This window comes from Aeromonas sp. S19(2024) (assembly GCF_041402625.1).
Lineage (GTDB): Bacteria > Pseudomonadota > Gammaproteobacteria > Enterobacterales > Aeromonadaceae > Aeromonas > Aeromonas caviae.
Map to the genome: position 1 here is coordinate 336,617 of NZ_JBGLQU010000003.1, position 15,928 is coordinate 352,544.

The window sequence follows — 15,928 nt, forward strand, 5'->3', positions numbered from 1 at the left end:
TCCTGTCACGGCGAATGGGTGGAGGTGATATGCCCGTCTCTTTTTATCCCTTGTCGGCCTCCCTTTATCCACGAACGCTGCCCTTTAAATCGCGACCAAAAAAAAGCGGGAATATATCCCGCTTTTTTCATGTCATCGCAACTCGGCGTTAGTCGCAGGCAACCTGCATCACCTTGATGGCCAGGCCACCGCGGGAGGTCTCGCGGTACTTTGAGTCCATGTCCTTGCCGGTGATGTACATGGTCTCGATCACCTTGTCCAGCGACACGCGCGGCTTGGAGGTGCGACGCAGGGCCATGCGGGAGGCGTTGACCGCCTTCATGGCGGCGATGGCGTTGCGCTCGATGCAGGGTACCTGTACCTGGCCGGCCACCGGGTCGCAGGTCAGACCCAGGTTGTGTTCCATGCCGATCTCGGCGGCTTCACAGACGTGCTCGGGGCTGCCGCCCATCAGCTCGGTCAGGCCGGCGGCGGCCATGGAGCAGGAGACGCCCACTTCACCCTGGCAGCCCACTTCGGCGCCGGAGATGGACGCATTCATCTTGTAGAGCATGCCGACGGCGGCAGCGGCCAGATAGAAGCGGGTGTACTCGTCGCGGCCCACCGGCTGGATGAACTTGTCGTAGTAGGCCAGCACGGCCGGGATGATCCCGGCGGCGCCGTTGGTCGGTGCGGTGACGACGCGGCCACCGGCGGCGTTCTCTTCACTCACCGCCAGGGCGAACATGTTGACCCAGTCCACGATGTTCATGGGATCGTTGGAGAGGTTCTCGTTGGTGGTCAGCTGGCGGTAGAGCGGCGCGGCGCGGCGCGGTACGCGCAGCGGGCCGGAGAGGACGCCCTCGGTGCGGCAGCCGCGCTCGATCCCTTCCCGCATGGTGGTCCAGATCTTGCCAAGCTTCTTGTAGATCTCTTCCGGGGTGTTGAAGCACTTCTCGTTTTCCATCATCAGGGCGGAGATGGAGAGACCGCTCTGGCTGCAGTGGGCGATGAGCTCGGCGGCACTCTTGAAGGGATAGCTGACGGACATGTCGCCGCTGTCACCCTTGCCAAAGTTCTCTTCGTCGACGATGAAGCCACCGCCGATGGAGTAGTAGGTCTTGCTGTAGACGGCGTCATCTTCGATGAAGGCAGTCAGCCTCATGCCGTTTTCGTGCAGGGGCAGGGCCTCGTCATGGAAGATCATGGCGCCCTTGGGGAAGCTGACGGTGTGGCAGTGCAGGCCGATGGGCAGACGACCGGTCTGCTCCACGCGGGAGATGAATTCTGGGATGGCGTCGATGTCGACGTTCTCCGGCAGGTTGCCCGCCAGACCCATGATGATGGCGGTATCCGTGTGGTGGCCTTTGCCGGTCCAGGAGAGGGAGCCATAGACATCGACCTGGATCCGGGTGATGTCACGGATCTTGCCGCCAGCACGCAGTTCATCCACGAACTGTTTGGCTGCCTTCATGGGGCCGACAGTGTGGGAAGAGGAGGGGCCAACACCGATTTTGAAGATATCAAAAACGCTGATCATGTAACAATTACCTCAGGGTAGAAGGGGGCGCCATGCCCACTCGCAGAAAAGGGATCCATGGGACGGGTCTGTCGTCACAAAGGCCAGGGAACCGGATAACCACAGTGTAACGGTTCAATGCCTAAAAAAAGTTGAAACAGATCTATTTTTGTTGAATTCGTGGCGCGAGTATAAAATTTATTTTGATGGTTATCCATTTTGTTAAGCGCCAGACAAACGTTTTGCAAAAAAATACCCGGCGATGCCGGGTATTCGAGTGCCATATGCGGCTTTATCACAGCGGCTTAACACTCGGTGATGTTGACGGCAAGGCCGCCCCGGGCGGTCTCCTTGTACTTGGTCTTCATGTCGTTGCCGGTTTCCCACATGGTTCTGATCACCTTGTCCAGCGACACCTTGTGCTCGCCGGTGCCACGCAGGGCGAGGCGGGCGGCATTGATCGCCTTGACTGCGCCCATGGCGTTGCGCTCGATGCAGGGCACCTGCACCAGACCACCGACGGGATCACAGGTCAGCCCGAGATTGTGCTCCATGCCGATCTCGGCGGCGTTCTCGACGATGGCGGGGCTGGCGCCCAGCAGCTCGGCCAGGGCACCAGCGGCCATGGAGCAGGCCACGCCGACCTCGCCCTGACAGCCCACCTCGGCCCCCGAGAGGGAGGCATTCTTCTTGTAGAGGATGCCGATGGCGGCGGCGGTGAGGAAGTACTGCATTAGCAGCTCGTCATCCACCTTGCGCACGAAACGATCGTAATAGTGCAACACCGCGGGGATGATGCCCGCTGCGCCGTTGGTCGGCGCCGTCACCACCCGGCCCCCGGCGGCGTTCTCCTCGTTGACGGCCAGCGCAAAGAGATCCACCCACTCCATCACCATCAGCGGATCCTTGTTGAAATTGGTCTCGCCACAGAGCTGGCGATAGAGGGCGGGAGCCCGGCGCTTGACCTTGAGGCCGCCTGGCAGCACCCCCTCGCTCTTGCAGCCACGCTCCACACACCCCTGCATCGCCTGCCAGATCTTGCGAAGCCCGGCCTTGATCTCCGCTTCCGAGCGAAACACCTTCTCGTTGGCCAGCATCAGTCCCGAGATGGAGAGGCCGCTCTCCTGGCACTGTGCCAGCAGTTCGGCGCCGCTCTCGAAGGGATAGGGGATGGGGTGGGCGGCATCGAAGCGGGCCGCCTCTTCCCGGGCGTTGGCGAAGTGACTATCCTCGATGATGAAACCGCCCCCGATGGAGTAGTAGGTCTGCTCGAACACAAGGGTGTCACCCTCATAGGCGCGTAAGGTCATGCCGTTGGAGTGGGCGGGAAGGGTCTTGCGCCGGTTGAAGAGGATGGCGCCGATGCGGGGAAATTCGCTGGGTTGCTCGCCGCCAAGGCAGAGGGTCTGGGTCTGCTCTACCTGGGCGAGGAAGGCGGGAATGGCCTCGATGTCCACGGATTCGGGTTCAAATCCGGCCAGTCCCAGGATGATGGCCTTGCCGGTGCCGTGCCCCTTGCCGGTCTGGCCCAGTGAGCCGTAGCACTCGACGACGACGCGTCCGGTACGGGAGAGGAGTGCGTTCGCTTTGAGGGTCTGGATGAAGGCGCAGGCGGCCCGCATCGGTCCCACGGTATGGGAGGAGGAGGGGCCTATCCCGATGGAAAACATGTCGAAGACACTGATCATGACGTACTCCAATTATGGATTTCGTCTAAACATTGTAAATTTTTTGTAGTCGTTGAAAAGGGGGGAGATAGCGGGGTGTGATGGCGGTAGGGAAATGGGCGCGGGAGAGGCGCGCCATGGGGGAGCCGCTCGGCATCCCATGGCGCCCGTGATACATCAGTCGAGAAACTCGCACAGATAGGCGGAGGCGATCTTCACTTCCAGCTTGAAGGAGGAGTGACCGGCCACGTCGAAGGATTCCCCCTGCTGGTAGGTGTGCCACTCATCTTCGTCGGCCAGCTGGATGGTGAGGGCGCCCTTGATCACCGTCATGCGCTCCGGGGCGGCGGTATTGAACAGGTACTCGCCCGCTTCCATCACACCAACGGTAGATTTCTCACCTTTTTGCTCGAAACCGATAGATTTAACATTTCCGTCAAAATACTCGTTAACTTTCAGCATCTTTTCTTCCCTGTATGCACGTTTGCAGAGCCAACGTAGCACACTGTTTTGGATGTTGTCATGGTAAAAGGAGCAAAAACAGCCGTGTCTCTTTTGAGGCTTTACTTTCTCATAAAGTTATCAATGCATTTCGTTAACGGATTCTGATGTAAAACGGGGCGCAAATATGAGATAAAGCGCACCGCCAGAGCAATGGAGAGGATTTGACGCTCTGGGTGGTCATTTACGCTGTAAAAGTGTGAGTAATTGCTAAATAAAGGAACATTCTGTGTTAACAAAAGGATTAATCAAAAACATCGGCTTCCAGGTAGTGGTGGCCATGGTGCTGGGCGCGCTGGTCGGGGCGCTCATGGGAGAGCAAGCCACGGTGTTTGCGCCGCTCGGCACCCTGTTTATCCAGCTGATCAAGATGCTGGTGATCCCGCTGGTGGCGGTGGCCATCCTGTCCGGGGCCGCCAACCTGGGGGCCAGCCCCGCTGCTGGCAAGATTGGCGTCACCACGCTCGCCTTCTTCCTCGGCACCTCCGCACTGGCGGTGTTCCTGGCGCTGGTGATGGGTCAGGTGTTCAAACCTGGTGTGGGCGTTGACTTTGGCGCCACTGCGGCCATGTTCTCCGGCGACTACGCCGACAAGGGTGCACTGCCCGATGCGGTGGCCACCCTGCTTGGCATGATCCCGACCAACGTGTTCAGCGCCTTGAACGAGGCCAACATCCTGCAGATCCTGGTGTTCTGCATGTTCCTCGGCATCGCCCTGGCCAAGCAGCCCCGTGAGCGCGCCAAGCCGCTGGTAGACGGGCTCAACACCCTGGTGGACGCCTTCGTCTGGATGATCAACAAGGTGATGCTGATCGCCCCCATCGGCGTCTTCGGCCTGATGGCCGACGCCATCGGCACCTACGGCTTCGACGTGCTGACTCTGGTGCTCAAGCTGTTCGTCGTCTATGTCGCCGCCATCCTCATCTTCGGCTTTGTGGTCTATCCGCTGCTGATCGCGTTCTTCTCCAACACGCCGGTACGCAAGTACTTCTCCGCGATGAAGAAGCCGCAGATCGTGGCCTTCTCCACCGCCTCTTCCATGGCGACCCTGCCGGTCAACATGGAGACCTGCGAGCGCGATCTGAAGGTGACCAACGCCACCGCTTCCTTCGTGCTGCCGCTGGGCGCCACCATCAACATGAGCGGCAATGCCATCTATTACGGCCTGGTCGCCATCTTCTTCGCCCAGGTCTATAACATCGATCTTTCCATGGGTGCCTGGGCGGCGATCATCGTCACCTCCACCCTGGGTGCCATCGGTCAGGCCGGTGTACCGGGCCCGAGCTTCCTGGTGGTTGCCGTGCTGCTGGCGGCCGGGATTCCCATCGAGGGTCTGCCGCTGCTGTTCGCGCTGGATCGTCTGTTCGACATGATCCGCACCGCGCTGAACATCACCGGCGATGCGGCCTGTGCCATCATCGTCGATCGCTACAGCCCGGATTACGATCCGAACCGCTGGAGCAAGGAGGCCTGATATCGGTCGTCCACGATGCATGACAAGAGGGAGGCTTCAAGCCTCCCTCTTTCATTTGTGTTTATTTGCTGGCGGTGATCCCCGCTTGCCTCGCCCGTCTGCGTGACTCAGGGGGAGAGGTGTGCCAGGGCCTGGCGGCAGCGCTGTTCGGCCGCCTCCAGCTCCAGCAGGACCATCTGGATATCTTCCAGCTGCTGCTGCAGGGTCTCCCGCTTGTCGGCCACCAGCCCCAGCATGGTCTGCAACTGGGAGCGGCTGCTCTTGTCCGCATCGTAGAGATCGAACAACTCCCGGATCTCTGCGAGGCTGAAGCCCAGACGCTTGCCACGCAGGGTCAGCTTGAGCCGCACCCTGTCCTGACGGCTGTAGATCCTGTGCTGTCCCTGGCGGGTTGGGTTGAGCAGGCCCTGATCCTCGTAGAAGCGGATGCTGCGGGTGGTCACATCGAACTCGCGAGCCAGTTCGCTGATGCTGAAGGTGCGGGTGTCGTCCCTGGATTTGGTCATGGGGCTGTCTTGGCTGCCATCTGGTTGTCAATGCAGGCTGGCACCTTACCCAAACGTCAACTTCCCCGCAAGTCTTGTTCCTGTCGCGGTCGCAGCATATGTTATCCCGATGTAACAAGGAGAGTGCTATCGATGGATATCGTGATTGTGGCGGCCAAACGTACCCCCATGGGGGCCTTCCAGGGGGCCCTGAGCGCGCTCGGTGCCCCCGAGCTTGGCGCCTGCGCCATCCGCGCCGCGCTGGCGCAGGCCGGGATGACGGGGGAGCAGGTCAATGAGGTCTATATGGGTAACGTGCTGAGCGCAGGGGTCGGCCAGGCGCCAGCCCGCCAGGCGGCGCTCAAGGGGGGGCTGCCGGACAGCGTGCCCTGTACCACCATCAACAAGGTGTGCGGCTCCGGCATGAAGGCGGTGATGCTGGCGGCGGACAGCCTGCGCCTGGGGGAGGCCGAGGTCGTGGTGGCGGGGGGCATGGAGAGCATGAGCCGCGCCCCCTATCTGCTGGACAAGGCGCGCAGCGGTTTTCGCATGGGGCACCAGAGCGTGCTCGATCACATGTTCCTGGACGGCTTGCAGGATGCCTACGAAGGCCATCTCATGGGGCATTACGCCCAGTTGAGTGCCGATCGCAGCGGACTGACCCGGGCCGACATGGATGCCTTTGCCATCGCCTCCCTGGAGCGGGCGCTGACGGCGCAGCGCAGCGGTGCCTTTGCCGCGGAACTGGCTCCCGTCATGACCTCTGAGGATACCCTGCTGCTGGCCGAGGATGAGCAACCGGGCAAAGCCAGGCCCGACAAGATCCCCGGCCTCAAGCCGGCCTTCAGCAAGCACGGTACCATCACGGCGGCCAATGCCAGCTCCATCTCGGACGGGGCGGCAGTCCTGGTAGTGATGCGGGGCGAGAGCGCTGCCCGGCTCGGATTGCCGGTGCTGGCCAGGGTAGTGGGTTACCAGAGTCACGCCGCCTTGCCGGCGGAGTTTACCAGTGCCCCCGTCGGCGCCATCGACAAGTTGCTGGCCCGGGTGGGCTGGTCGGTGGAGGAGGTGGACCTGTTCGAGGTGAACGAGGCATTCGCCATGGTGAGCATGCTGGCCATGGCAGGGTGCGGCATTCCCCATCACAAGTTGAACGTGAACGGCGGGGCCTGTGCGCTGGGGCACCCTCTTGGCGCCAGTGGCGCCCGCATCCTGGTGACCCTGATCCATGCCCTGCGTGCCCGCGGGCTCAGACGAGGGGTGGCGAGCCTGTGCATCGGGGGAGGGGAGGCAACGGCCATCGCCATCGAGGCAGGCTGAATGCGTGGGTGAGATTGCTGCGGCTTGATGAAATGACAACGTCCCTTCAAGAGGGACGTTGTCATTTCTGGTGGGAGTGGACCGGTTGCTCTTCCATGGCCTGAAGCTGCTGGTTGACCCAGGCGGTGGCGCTCAGATAGAGGTGGCTGACCTTCTCTTCGTTGAGGCCGAGCCGGACGGTGTTGGCGGCGACCCGCTGCCAGTCGGCTTTCTCGAAATCTTCACAGAACGCCAGGTAGAACCCGAGCTTGCCCTTGCGGGTGAGCAGGGCGGCACGAATGTCGTCGGTCAGGGGAATGGAGCCGAGCAGCTGATCCAGCGGTTCGCCCATGAGCACGTCCAGCAGGGAGAAGAGGCCGGTGACAAAGGCTTGCTGTGCCTGCTCTGCGGGCGCATGGGTCTGGGCCAGCAGTTCGCAGAACCGGGCTCTGATGAGGGACATCTGGTGGAGTTCGGCGCTCTTTTCACTTCCCGCACTGGTGGCGGCGATCAGGGCGACGAAGCGCTTGAGCTGGGCGTGCCCCAGGGAACTTGCGGCCTGGCGAAACGAGGCGATGGGCTGGGGGAAACGCTTGAGGTGGTTGATGTAGCGCAGCAGCTTGAGGGAGAGGGTGAGATCCTGGTTGAGCAGTTGCTCAATCTTGTCCAGATCCGGCTCGGTCTGATTGACCACCTCGAGCAGCTGCATCACCACCAGCTGGGCCGGCGGTATGGTGGGCTGTTGCACCATCTGGGGGCGGCTGAAGAAAAATCCCTGGAACAGGGTGACGCCGAGCTGCTTCATCCGCTCGAACTCGGCCTGATCCTCGACTTTCTCGGCCAGATAGGTGAGGGGCAGGTGGCGATGATTCGCCATGAAGTGCTCGATGCAGGGTTGCGGCGTGCTGCGCAGGTCGAACTTGATGATATGGATGTAGGGGAGGAACCTGTCCCAGTCTGAGACCATGGTGAAGTCATCCAGCGCCAACCGATAGCCCAGCCCATAGAGCTGGATCACTTTTTCCAGCAGCGCATCGTCGGGCTCGGCATCCTCCAGGATCTCGATCACCACCTTGTCACGGGGGAGGCATTCGGCCAATCCATCCAGCAACAGGGAGTGGGGGAAATTGATGTAGCAGGGGTGATCTCCGATGAGATGATCGATGTTCTGCTGCAAGAACTGCTCGGCAACCAGCCTGGAAGTGGCCTGCTGTGCGGAGACGGAGGGAAATACATTGTCCAGGCTGTCGCGAAACAGCAGCTCATAGGCTTGGGTGTTCAACTCCCGATCCAGAATGGGCTGCCTTGCTACATAGGAATACATGCATCTCTCCACCATGGTTACAGGCTTGATTCTATGGTGAAGCGGATCACTATGCCAGTGCCGACCGGTCGGGAAGGTCAACAACTGGCATACTATTTGTCAGGAAACCCGGGGTGTCAGAACAGGTAGTTGAGCTGCAGGCCGGCGAGCCAGGCATCCCCTTCCGAGGTGCCATTGAAAGTGGAGGTGGTCTGCGGGATGCCGGGCCTGAGCTGCATGGTTTCGCTCACGTCCACCTTCTTGCCGTCGATCAGGGTCAGCCCCAGATCCAGCGAGAGGTGGCGGTCAATCTGGTAGCCTACGCCAGCGCTGTACCAGACCCGATCCGAGTCGGGGATGGAGATGGTGCGGCGATCCGCCGGGACCGGGCTGCGGTCGTAGGCGATACCGGAGCGCAGTTGCCACTGGGGGGCCAGCTGGTAGGTCATCCCCAGGGCATAGCGCCAACTGTCTTCCCAGTGCTCCTCCTTGATGTGCATGGTGCCGTGGTGGTCGAGCTCGGATTCGAGCTGCACGAACTTGCTCCAGTTGGTCCAGTTGATGCTCGAATGCAGCGCCAGGGCCGGGGTGAGTTGATGGAACAGAGCCAGCTCGGCGGTGGCGGGCAGAGGCAGATCCAGGCTGCCGGTATCGGTGAAGGGCTGGCCCCTTTGATCGATGCCGATGGCGTCACCGGAGAGGGTCAGGGTCACGTCGTGGCGATAGGAGAGACCGACGCGGGTTGCCTGCGACAACTCAAGCAGGGTGCCCAGGTTCCAGCCCATGGCCCAGCCATCCCCTTTCAGGTGCTTGGCTATCTGGTTGTTGGAGGGGAAAGTGCCGCCCACTTCCCCTTCCCCCTGAATGGCGGAGAGACCGGCCCCGACGGACCAGACGCGGTTGATGCGATAGGCAAGGGAGGCCCCCAGATCCACGGTCTTGATGTCGGAGACGTTGCCGAAGTGACCGGCGTTGTAGTTGTCCGGCATCTTGACCCCGAGTCCGTAATAGGAGGTGGCGGCAAGTCCGAGGCGCCATTGCTCGTTGAGGGGCACGATGAGATAGGCGTTGGGCACCCAGGCGTCACCCGCAATGTCGTGGGCTCCGGCATCCAGGCTGACCGGCCCCTGGGGGGTAGGCACCCGTGTGGTGCCCTCGATGTTGACGTCGGGGTGCACGTGGATAACGCCGCCGGAGAAGGCCAGGGTATCGAACCGGGTCATGGCGGCGGCATTGCGGGAGAGCACGCTGGCATTGTCGGCGATGGCGGCCTCACCCGCGAAGGCACGCCCCATGCCGGTGGCGGATTGCTCCGCGAGCTGGAAGCCGGCAGCCTGCACCTGGCTCGACAGCAGCAAGAGGGCTATGAGGGAGGGTTTGAACGTCGGATGCATGGTCTTTCCTCGGGATGAACTGGGTGTTCATTCTGTTATTCGGTTGGGGCCGGGATTTTATATGGTATGACAAGCAAGGCAACGGGGAGAGGGGAACGTGCGGCAAAACGGGATTAAATGCTGAAAGAAATCCCCATAACAGCTTGATAAAAAAAGAAAAGAGTACAGTTGTTTACTACAGCTGTGCGCTCAGTTGGCGAAATTGGATAAAAAAAGAGCGCCCTGGGGCGCTCTTGATGATGACATGAAAATCAGAATTTCATGTTGAACTGGGCGGAAGCCAGCAGGGCGTTGCCGTGAGAGGTGCCCTTCCAGCGCAGCGCATCGCTGTGGTTGCGCAGGCCTTCGTTCACGTCCACTTCCTTGCCGTCCAGATAGGCCATGCCGAAGTCGAGGCTCATGTCCGGATTGATGTGGTAGGTGGCACCGGCGCTGTACCAGATACGGTCGGAGTCAGGAATGCTCAGGCTGCGGTATTCCGGCTCGATGGGGCTGTTGTCGTAGGCGAAGCCGATACGGGCTTCCCAGGACGGGTTGACGTACCAGGTACCGCCCAGGGCGTAACGGGCAGAGTCCTTGAACTTCTCGTCTTTTTGCAGGCACACGCCGCCGGCGCAGTTGCTGCTGGTGGCCTTGAGCTCCTGGAAGGCGCTCCAGTCGGTCCAGTTCACGGAGTAGTGGACAGCGAATTGCTGGTTCAAGCGGTGGTAGCCTGCGAACTCGGCCTGGGCCGGCAGATCCAGTTTCAGGTTGCCATCGACGACGCGATTGCCGGAGGTGGCACCCTGGAAGTCGCCGTCAAAGCTCAAGTCCACCTGGGAGCGGTAGGTCAGGGCGAGACGGTTGTTGTCGTTGATCTCGTACAGGGTGCCGACGTTCCAGCCAAAGCCCCAGGTGTCGCCCTTCAGGTGCGCCAGACGGGTATCGGAGTTGGCGCCCGGAATGGCGGCGGAAAGCGCACCGGCATAACGGTTCAGCTCGGCGGCGGCGTAGACGGCATTGATGCCGGCACCGACGCTGAAGCTGGAGTTGATGCGATAGGCGATGTTGGGGTTGATGTTGAAGGTCAGCAGCTCGGTGTCACCGGCGCCGGCACCGGCCGCGAAGGTCTTGGAATATTCGGTGGAAAGGCCGTAGTTGGAGAAGAGGCCGATCCCCCAGGCCCACTGATCATTCAGGGGCTGGATAAAGTAGGTGGCCGGCACGAAGGCATCGGGGGCGATGTCGCTTTCGCTGGACGGAGCCAGCTTGGTGGGGCCGGCATAGATGTCGCCAGCCACGTCCACGTCGGGCTTGATATAGGTGCCGGATACAGACAGTGCCATCTTGTCGAAGGTGGTCATGGCCGCCGGGTTGCGGGACAGCACGGCCGCGTTGTCGGCGATGGCTGCTTCACCTGCGTAGGCGCGCCCCAGACCGGAGGCCGAGTGCTCGTTCAGCTGGAACGCGGCGGCGAAGGTCTGGGTGCTGGCCAGGGTCACGGCCGCAGCGATCAGGCTTTTCTTGAAAAAGGCAGTTGTCATAGTGTTCTCTCTTTGTAAGCAGATTTTCTGTCGACATCGCGGCTCTTTGGCGGCTATTGACGACATGATCTGTTGTTATGTCAGCTTCTTCCCATTCATTGCTGGCGTGATTCTATGGATCTGGTAGGAGGTAAGAAATCAGACCAGTGACAGCAGAATACATAAAAGTTTCCATTGTGTTAATCATTTGTTTTAACTTGCCGTTTTATTAGGCTGATTTATCTATTATTGGATAAATAAAGCACAAACGGTGCCGTTTGCGTCATTTAAAATAAATAGTAAAAATGTGACTTCGCGCGGGCAATGGGCGGGAACATGCGGGGATGTGGGGATGAACAGGCAGACAATGAGGATGTCTGCCTGTGATGTGGCTGAGGCGGAGGACGAGTCAGCCTGGGTCAAGGTCTGTTAAATGGACCAGTGCAGACGTGACTCAAGCTGGCGGGCAACCGGGGCGAGGGGTTCCTGCATGTCTCCGATGAGCACCATGTTGGCCCCCTTGAGCGGCAGTATCTCCCCCTTGAGGGTCCCGTCTGCAAAATCGGACTGGATCGTCAATGGCAGGTGCTTGGGGACGAGGAACAGGGTGACCGGTCCCATCTTGCCCTGCAGCACCATGTGCAGGGCCGGTCCCTGGTAGAAGGCGCAGTGGTTGACATAGGTTACCTTCATGCCCGGCATCTCGCTCAGGGTGGCGCCATATTTCTCCATTTTCGCGTTGATGGTGTGCAGGCTGACCCGCTCATCCACCGCATGAATGAAGGGCTCTTCCCCATAAACGTGGGACATGGCGACTTGAGCCAGCGACAGGGTGTCCGGTGCGACAGGCCAGCTGATCCAGCGGGTGCTCATGCCGAGCAGGAAGGCGACCGAGGCCGCGATGGCCAGAGCGCGCCATGGCGTGCGTGCAGGGGCGACGGGTAGCGGAACCACCTGCTCCTCTTCGGCTGCCATCGCCTGCCTGAGCAGGATCCGCTCCGCAAGACCGGCCGGTACGTCCACTTCCAGAGTGCTGCGCACCTGGCGCTCGAGCTGCTGCATCTCGTCCAGATGCTTGCGATTGGCCGGTGACGCCTCGGCGGCTTTCAGGAAGGCGGGATCCCTGTCCGAGGGGTGAGTGATGGCCCGGCGGCGAAATTCAAGCTCATCCATTGGTGTGTCCTCTCTGTTGTTTCGCAGACTCCATGGCCTCTTTTATCTGGTTGCGGGCGCGAAACAGCCTTGTCATGACGGTGTTCTTGTTCAGGCCGAGTTGCTCGGCGATCTCCTCCCCGCTGAATCCCCCCAGTACCTGCAGCAGCAGCGGCTCCTGATACTCGGCAGGCAGGCGGGCGATGTGGCGCCTGAGCCATTCGTGCTCCATCTCCTGCTCGCTTGGCAGGACACCCTGATCCCGCAGGGGGTGCTCGTCGAGGTCGACGAGATCGAACTGCTTTCGCTCAAAGCGGCGGGCATTCTCCCGCCGCAATATGGTGATGAGCCACGCCTTGGCAGCCTTGTCGTCCAGCAGGGTATCTATCGCCTTCCAGGCGCGCAGGAAAGTCTCCTGCACCAGATCCTCGGCGATTTGCGGATCCCGGCACAGCCAGTAGGCGTAGCGGTAGATGTCTCCGTGCAGGGCGTGCACCAGGGCTTCGTACTTGGTTTGTTTGTCTGCCATCTCCTCATAGACCGGAGAAGCGCAGGGATCCTTTCCCGTGTCGGCCCTTTTTCTTCTGAAAAAACCTAACGCCATAAAGGGGTGTCCTGTTTCATGAGGGGCGCATCATGCACGCATCCACGCCAGTATTCGAAGACCATAGGCTATCGCAAAGCTCTCCCAGGTGCACAACTCCCTGGCGAGCACCTGCCTGGGCAGGTGTTCGCCAGGGACTCGCTTGGGGGAAAAACAGGCCCGATCCAGGCCGTCCAGCAGCGCCCCCATGGCGGGGTCGCGGTGACAGGGCAGCCTGGCCAGATGCAGACAGGGGGTGTCCCAGCGCAGGACGGCCCAGGTCAGCAGGGTTTCCCTGGCCTCGTCAGGAGAGCCCGTGGCGAGGGCCCGTTGCAGGCGATAGAAGGCGCGCCAGCGCGGCCAGCGGCGCATGAATGCCCGCAGCAGGATGGCCAGGAGCACCCAATAGAGATACTGGACCCCTAGTGCGGGGGAGGCGGGAGTGGCGCTCTCCCTTGCCGTGAACACCAGAGGATGTGCGGGCAGGCGCGCCTCCTCGATGCGACCGTTCTGGGTGTTGAACCAGCGCAGGGTCTGGGGGGGCAGCACATAGCGCCCCGCCTCGTCGGCGGTCAGGGCCTGGCGCCACTGGCGCTCGAAGCGAAGCGCCCCCTCGGCCACGAATCGCTCCTGCTGCTGCTCGCCGTCCGGCTTCATGGAGAGGCCGGCGGGCAGGGGTGGGGCCGGCAAGGGGGGCAGGCGGTTGCCATCCCCCCCTTCCATCACCAGGGTGAGGGTGCGGATCACCGGCTCACCCACCCTGGCCTGCGCCGGGCTGAACTGCTGGCGCAACACCAGGCTGCTCGCCACCGGCTCCAGGGGGGCCTTGTCCACCTTGATGAAGAGGGTCGCTGCCCTGGCGGACAGCAGATCCCCCGCGTTGCCCGGTGCAGTCGCACCGGCCTGGTCCTGGTGCGGCAACCGCCCCTGGAAGCGGGGGGATTCGACGGGATGGAGCCCGGGCCCTTTGGCCTGCAGCAGCCATTTTCGCGTGAGACGTCCTGGCAGGCCGGGGCTGGCGGGAGAGTCCCAGCGATCCTCGCCAAGGCGGCGAATGGTAAAGGCCGGGGTGATGGGCTCGCCGAGGTTGGGGGCCTCCAGGTTGGCAGGCAGCCAGAGGGTCAGCTCATAGATGAAGGGCTGGCCGGGGTAGAGATTCCCCTCATGGAGCACCCGGGCCTGCAGCTCGACCGGAGAGAATACCGGGTCTTGTGCTGGCATCAGGGTGCCGTCCAGGGAACGTGTCGGCACCACCAGGGAGGGGGTGAGATCGGCGCCAAGGGGCAGGGAGGGCACCTGGCGCGGACTGGTATCGAGCAGGTGCAGGGGGATCTGCCAGCGGGTCAGGCTGCGGCTCTGGGCACTGACCCGCTGGATGCTGACCCGCCCGACCGCAAACTGGCGCAGCAGCGGTTGCAGGTTGAGATCCTCATCGCGGTACATCCCGTCGGCCTCGATGATGAGCAGCCAGTCGCGCTCGCTCGCCCCCGGCAACAGCTCGGCCTCGGCAGGAGCGGCCTGCACCCGCATGGCGCACAGGGCGAGCAGCAGCCAGCAGCCGATCCGGGGGGAGAGCAAGCGCAGCACGAGGATCACCAGGGCTCCTCCACCTTGATCAGGGGGCGGCGCAGGGCCTCCTTGCGAAGGCGCTGCTCCAGCAGCAGCACGGGGGGCGCCGGGGGGCGAGGAGCCTCTGAGGCGCGGGCGGGGTCGGGAGTGTCGGCCTGCGCCGGGGCATTTGCCGAGGGCGTTGTCTGCGGCGGGTTGGCCCGTAGCAGGGCCAGGTTGTGCAAGGCATCCCTGTGCCCAGGTTCAAGGCGAAGGGCGCTCAGATAGGCCTGCTCCGCGGCGGCAAGATCCCCGAGCCAGACCAGGGCATTGCCCCTGTTGTAGTGGGCGGTGGCGCTGTTTGCCCTGCCATAGGCGGCGACGGCCCTGGCGTAATCCCCGGCTCTATACCTGGCGTTGCCTTGCCAGACCGGATCCTGGAAGGCGTTGGCCGCTTCCCGATAGTGTCCCTGGCGATAAGCCTGCCAGCCTGCTTCATCTTGTCGGGAGGCCGCCTGCAGGGAAGGGGGCGCGACGCCAATGACGAGGATCACCAGCAGCCAGTGGGCGCCGATCCGCGCCAGCAGCGCCAGGGGGAGCAAGGTGATGAGCAGCCAGGGGCCGAGATCCCGGGATTGCCCCTGCGTCAGGGTCTGGCCCATGGGCAGGGGGGCAAAGCGGGGCAGGCCGGAATCAAGCCAGGCCAGCCTGCCTCCGGTACTGGCGGCAAGGGCGGTCATGGCCTCCTCGTCGGGCGCCGGCAAGGTGTGGCCGATCGGGCTGCCGAGCTGCCAGCGCTCGGCGGCCACGCCGGGTAGCCGAGTCTCCTTGCCCCCGCTGGCCAGCAGGATGTCGAGCCGCGGGGCCGAGCCTGCCTTGCAGAACAGGTCGTTGAGGCAGGGCCAGAGGGCGGCGATGCGATCGCGCGCTGTCCCGGAGAGGCCGTCGGTCACGAGCAGCAGACGGGCGGACTGGCCCGGCGGGATCAGGGTGAGGGCCAGGGCCACGGCGCGCTCGGGGGCGCTGCCCTGGACAGGCATGATGGCCGGGCGCAGGTCCGGCAGCAGCAGGGCGATGGCCTGATGATCCCGGGTGGGAGGCATGGCGAGGTAGGCATCCCCGGCAAACAGGATGAGGGCGATGGGATGGGCCGCGTCCTGCCGCGCTATGTCGGCCAGCATCTCCTGCAATCCCAGCCTTACCCGGGTTGCCCGGTCCGGCGCCAGATCCTGTGCCAGCATGGAGTCGGAGAGATCCATCAGCCAGATATCGAGGGCCGGGCTCGGCATGGGGAGACTCTGCTGGCGCAGGGCGGGGCCCGAGAGCGCGAGGATCACCGGCAGACAGGCAAGCCAGCGCCAGGGGATGGCCCGATGGCGGCTCGGCAGCAGATAGGCCTGCATGGCCGGGGAGAGCAAGCCGGGATCGCGGCGGCGGCGCCACCCCTGCCACAGCCAGGGGAGCAGGGCCAGCAACCAGAGGGGGCGCAGCAAGATCAGCTCCATGGTGCCACCATCATGGC

The 15,928-nt window shown here is 62.5% G+C and carries 13 protein-coding genes; 2 read left to right on the top strand and 11 right to left on the bottom strand.

Annotated features, from left to right (window positions below; all coding sequences use genetic code 11):
• Positions 1–148: 148 nt before the first annotated feature.
• The 3 genes from ACB037_RS08930 to ACB037_RS08940 all read right to left on the bottom strand — a co-directional run bounded on the left by ACB037_RS08930 (position 149) and on the right by ACB037_RS08940 (position 3,627).
• Positions 149–1,519 (bottom strand): L-serine ammonia-lyase, encoded by a 1,371-nt coding sequence (locus tag ACB037_RS08930; protein WP_039039104.1) that lies wholly within the window; start codon positions 1,517–1,519, stop codon positions 149–151.
• Positions 1,520–1,803: 284 nt separating this feature from the next.
• The gene (locus tag ACB037_RS08935) at positions 1,804–3,186 is read right to left on the bottom strand and encodes an L-serine ammonia-lyase (RefSeq protein ID WP_326510690.1); all 1,383 of its coding nucleotides are present in this window, start codon (positions 3,184–3,186) and stop codon (positions 1,804–1,806) included.
• A gap of 156 nt (positions 3,187–3,342) precedes the next feature.
• Positions 3,343–3,627, bottom strand: coding sequence for a pyrimidine/purine nucleoside phosphorylase (locus ACB037_RS08940; RefSeq protein ID WP_162624626.1), 285 nt, complete (start codon positions 3,625–3,627; stop codon positions 3,343–3,345).
• A gap of 268 nt (positions 3,628–3,895) precedes the next feature.
• On the opposite strand from ACB037_RS08940, the gene ACB037_RS08945 reads away from it, so the two are divergent.
• On the top strand, positions 3,896–5,140 hold the full coding sequence (locus ACB037_RS08945; RefSeq protein WP_041215213.1) for a dicarboxylate/amino acid:cation symporter: 1,245 nt from the start codon (positions 3,896–3,898) through the stop codon (positions 5,138–5,140).
• Between the two features lie 107 nt (positions 5,141–5,247).
• Here ACB037_RS08945 and ACB037_RS08950 read toward each other — a convergent pair whose 3' ends face one another.
• Positions 5,248–5,646 carry a MerR family DNA-binding transcriptional regulator gene (locus ACB037_RS08950; protein ID WP_010674655.1) on the bottom strand — a complete coding sequence of 133 codons (399 nt, stop codon included), beginning with the start codon at positions 5,644–5,646 and terminating at the stop codon, positions 5,248–5,250.
• A 132-nt stretch (positions 5,647–5,778) separates the two neighbouring features.
• On the opposite strand from ACB037_RS08950, the gene ACB037_RS08955 reads away from it, so the two are divergent.
• The gene (locus tag ACB037_RS08955; RefSeq protein WP_139737810.1) at positions 5,779–6,945 is read left to right on the top strand and encodes a thiolase family protein; all 1,167 of its coding nucleotides are present in this window, start codon (positions 5,779–5,781) and stop codon (positions 6,943–6,945) included.
• A 61-nt stretch (positions 6,946–7,006) separates the two neighbouring features.
• Here ACB037_RS08955 and ACB037_RS08960 read toward each other — a convergent pair whose 3' ends face one another.
• The 7 genes from ACB037_RS08960 to ACB037_RS08990 all read right to left on the bottom strand — a co-directional run bounded on the left by ACB037_RS08960 (position 7,007) and on the right by ACB037_RS08990 (position 15,911).
• The gene (locus tag ACB037_RS08960; RefSeq protein WP_202042508.1) at positions 7,007–8,248 is read right to left on the bottom strand and encodes an EAL and HDOD domain-containing protein; all 1,242 of its coding nucleotides are present in this window, start codon (positions 8,246–8,248) and stop codon (positions 7,007–7,009) included.
• Positions 8,249–8,364: 116 nt separating this feature from the next.
• Complete coding sequence (locus ACB037_RS08965) at positions 8,365–9,621, bottom strand: outer membrane protein transport protein (protein WP_323951792.1); 1,257 nt, start codon at positions 9,619–9,621, stop codon at positions 8,365–8,367.
• Positions 9,622–9,872: 251 nt separating this feature from the next.
• Positions 9,873–11,144 carry an outer membrane protein transport protein gene (locus ACB037_RS08970; protein ID WP_041211385.1) on the bottom strand — a complete coding sequence of 424 codons (1,272 nt, stop codon included), beginning with the start codon at positions 11,142–11,144 and terminating at the stop codon, positions 9,873–9,875.
• A 408-nt stretch (positions 11,145–11,552) separates the two neighbouring features.
• Positions 11,553–12,296 (bottom strand): DUF3379 domain-containing protein, encoded by a 744-nt coding sequence (locus ACB037_RS08975; protein ID WP_326510723.1) that lies wholly within the window; start codon positions 12,294–12,296, stop codon positions 11,553–11,555.
• Positions 12,289–12,879 (bottom strand): sigma-70 family RNA polymerase sigma factor, encoded by a 591-nt coding sequence (locus tag ACB037_RS08980; RefSeq protein ID WP_286701106.1) that lies wholly within the window; start codon positions 12,877–12,879, stop codon positions 12,289–12,291. The genes ACB037_RS08975 and ACB037_RS08980 overlap by 8 nt, the downstream gene beginning before the upstream one ends.
• A gap of 30 nt (positions 12,880–12,909) precedes the next feature.
• Complete coding sequence (locus ACB037_RS08985) at positions 12,910–14,445, bottom strand: hypothetical protein (RefSeq protein WP_371175257.1); 1,536 nt, start codon at positions 14,443–14,445, stop codon at positions 12,910–12,912.
• Between the two features lie 5 nt (positions 14,446–14,450).
• Positions 14,451–15,911 carry a tetratricopeptide repeat protein gene (locus tag ACB037_RS08990; RefSeq protein ID WP_371175221.1) on the bottom strand — a complete coding sequence of 487 codons (1,461 nt, stop codon included), beginning with the start codon at positions 15,909–15,911 and terminating at the stop codon, positions 14,451–14,453.
• Positions 15,912–15,928 lie beyond the last annotated feature (17 nt).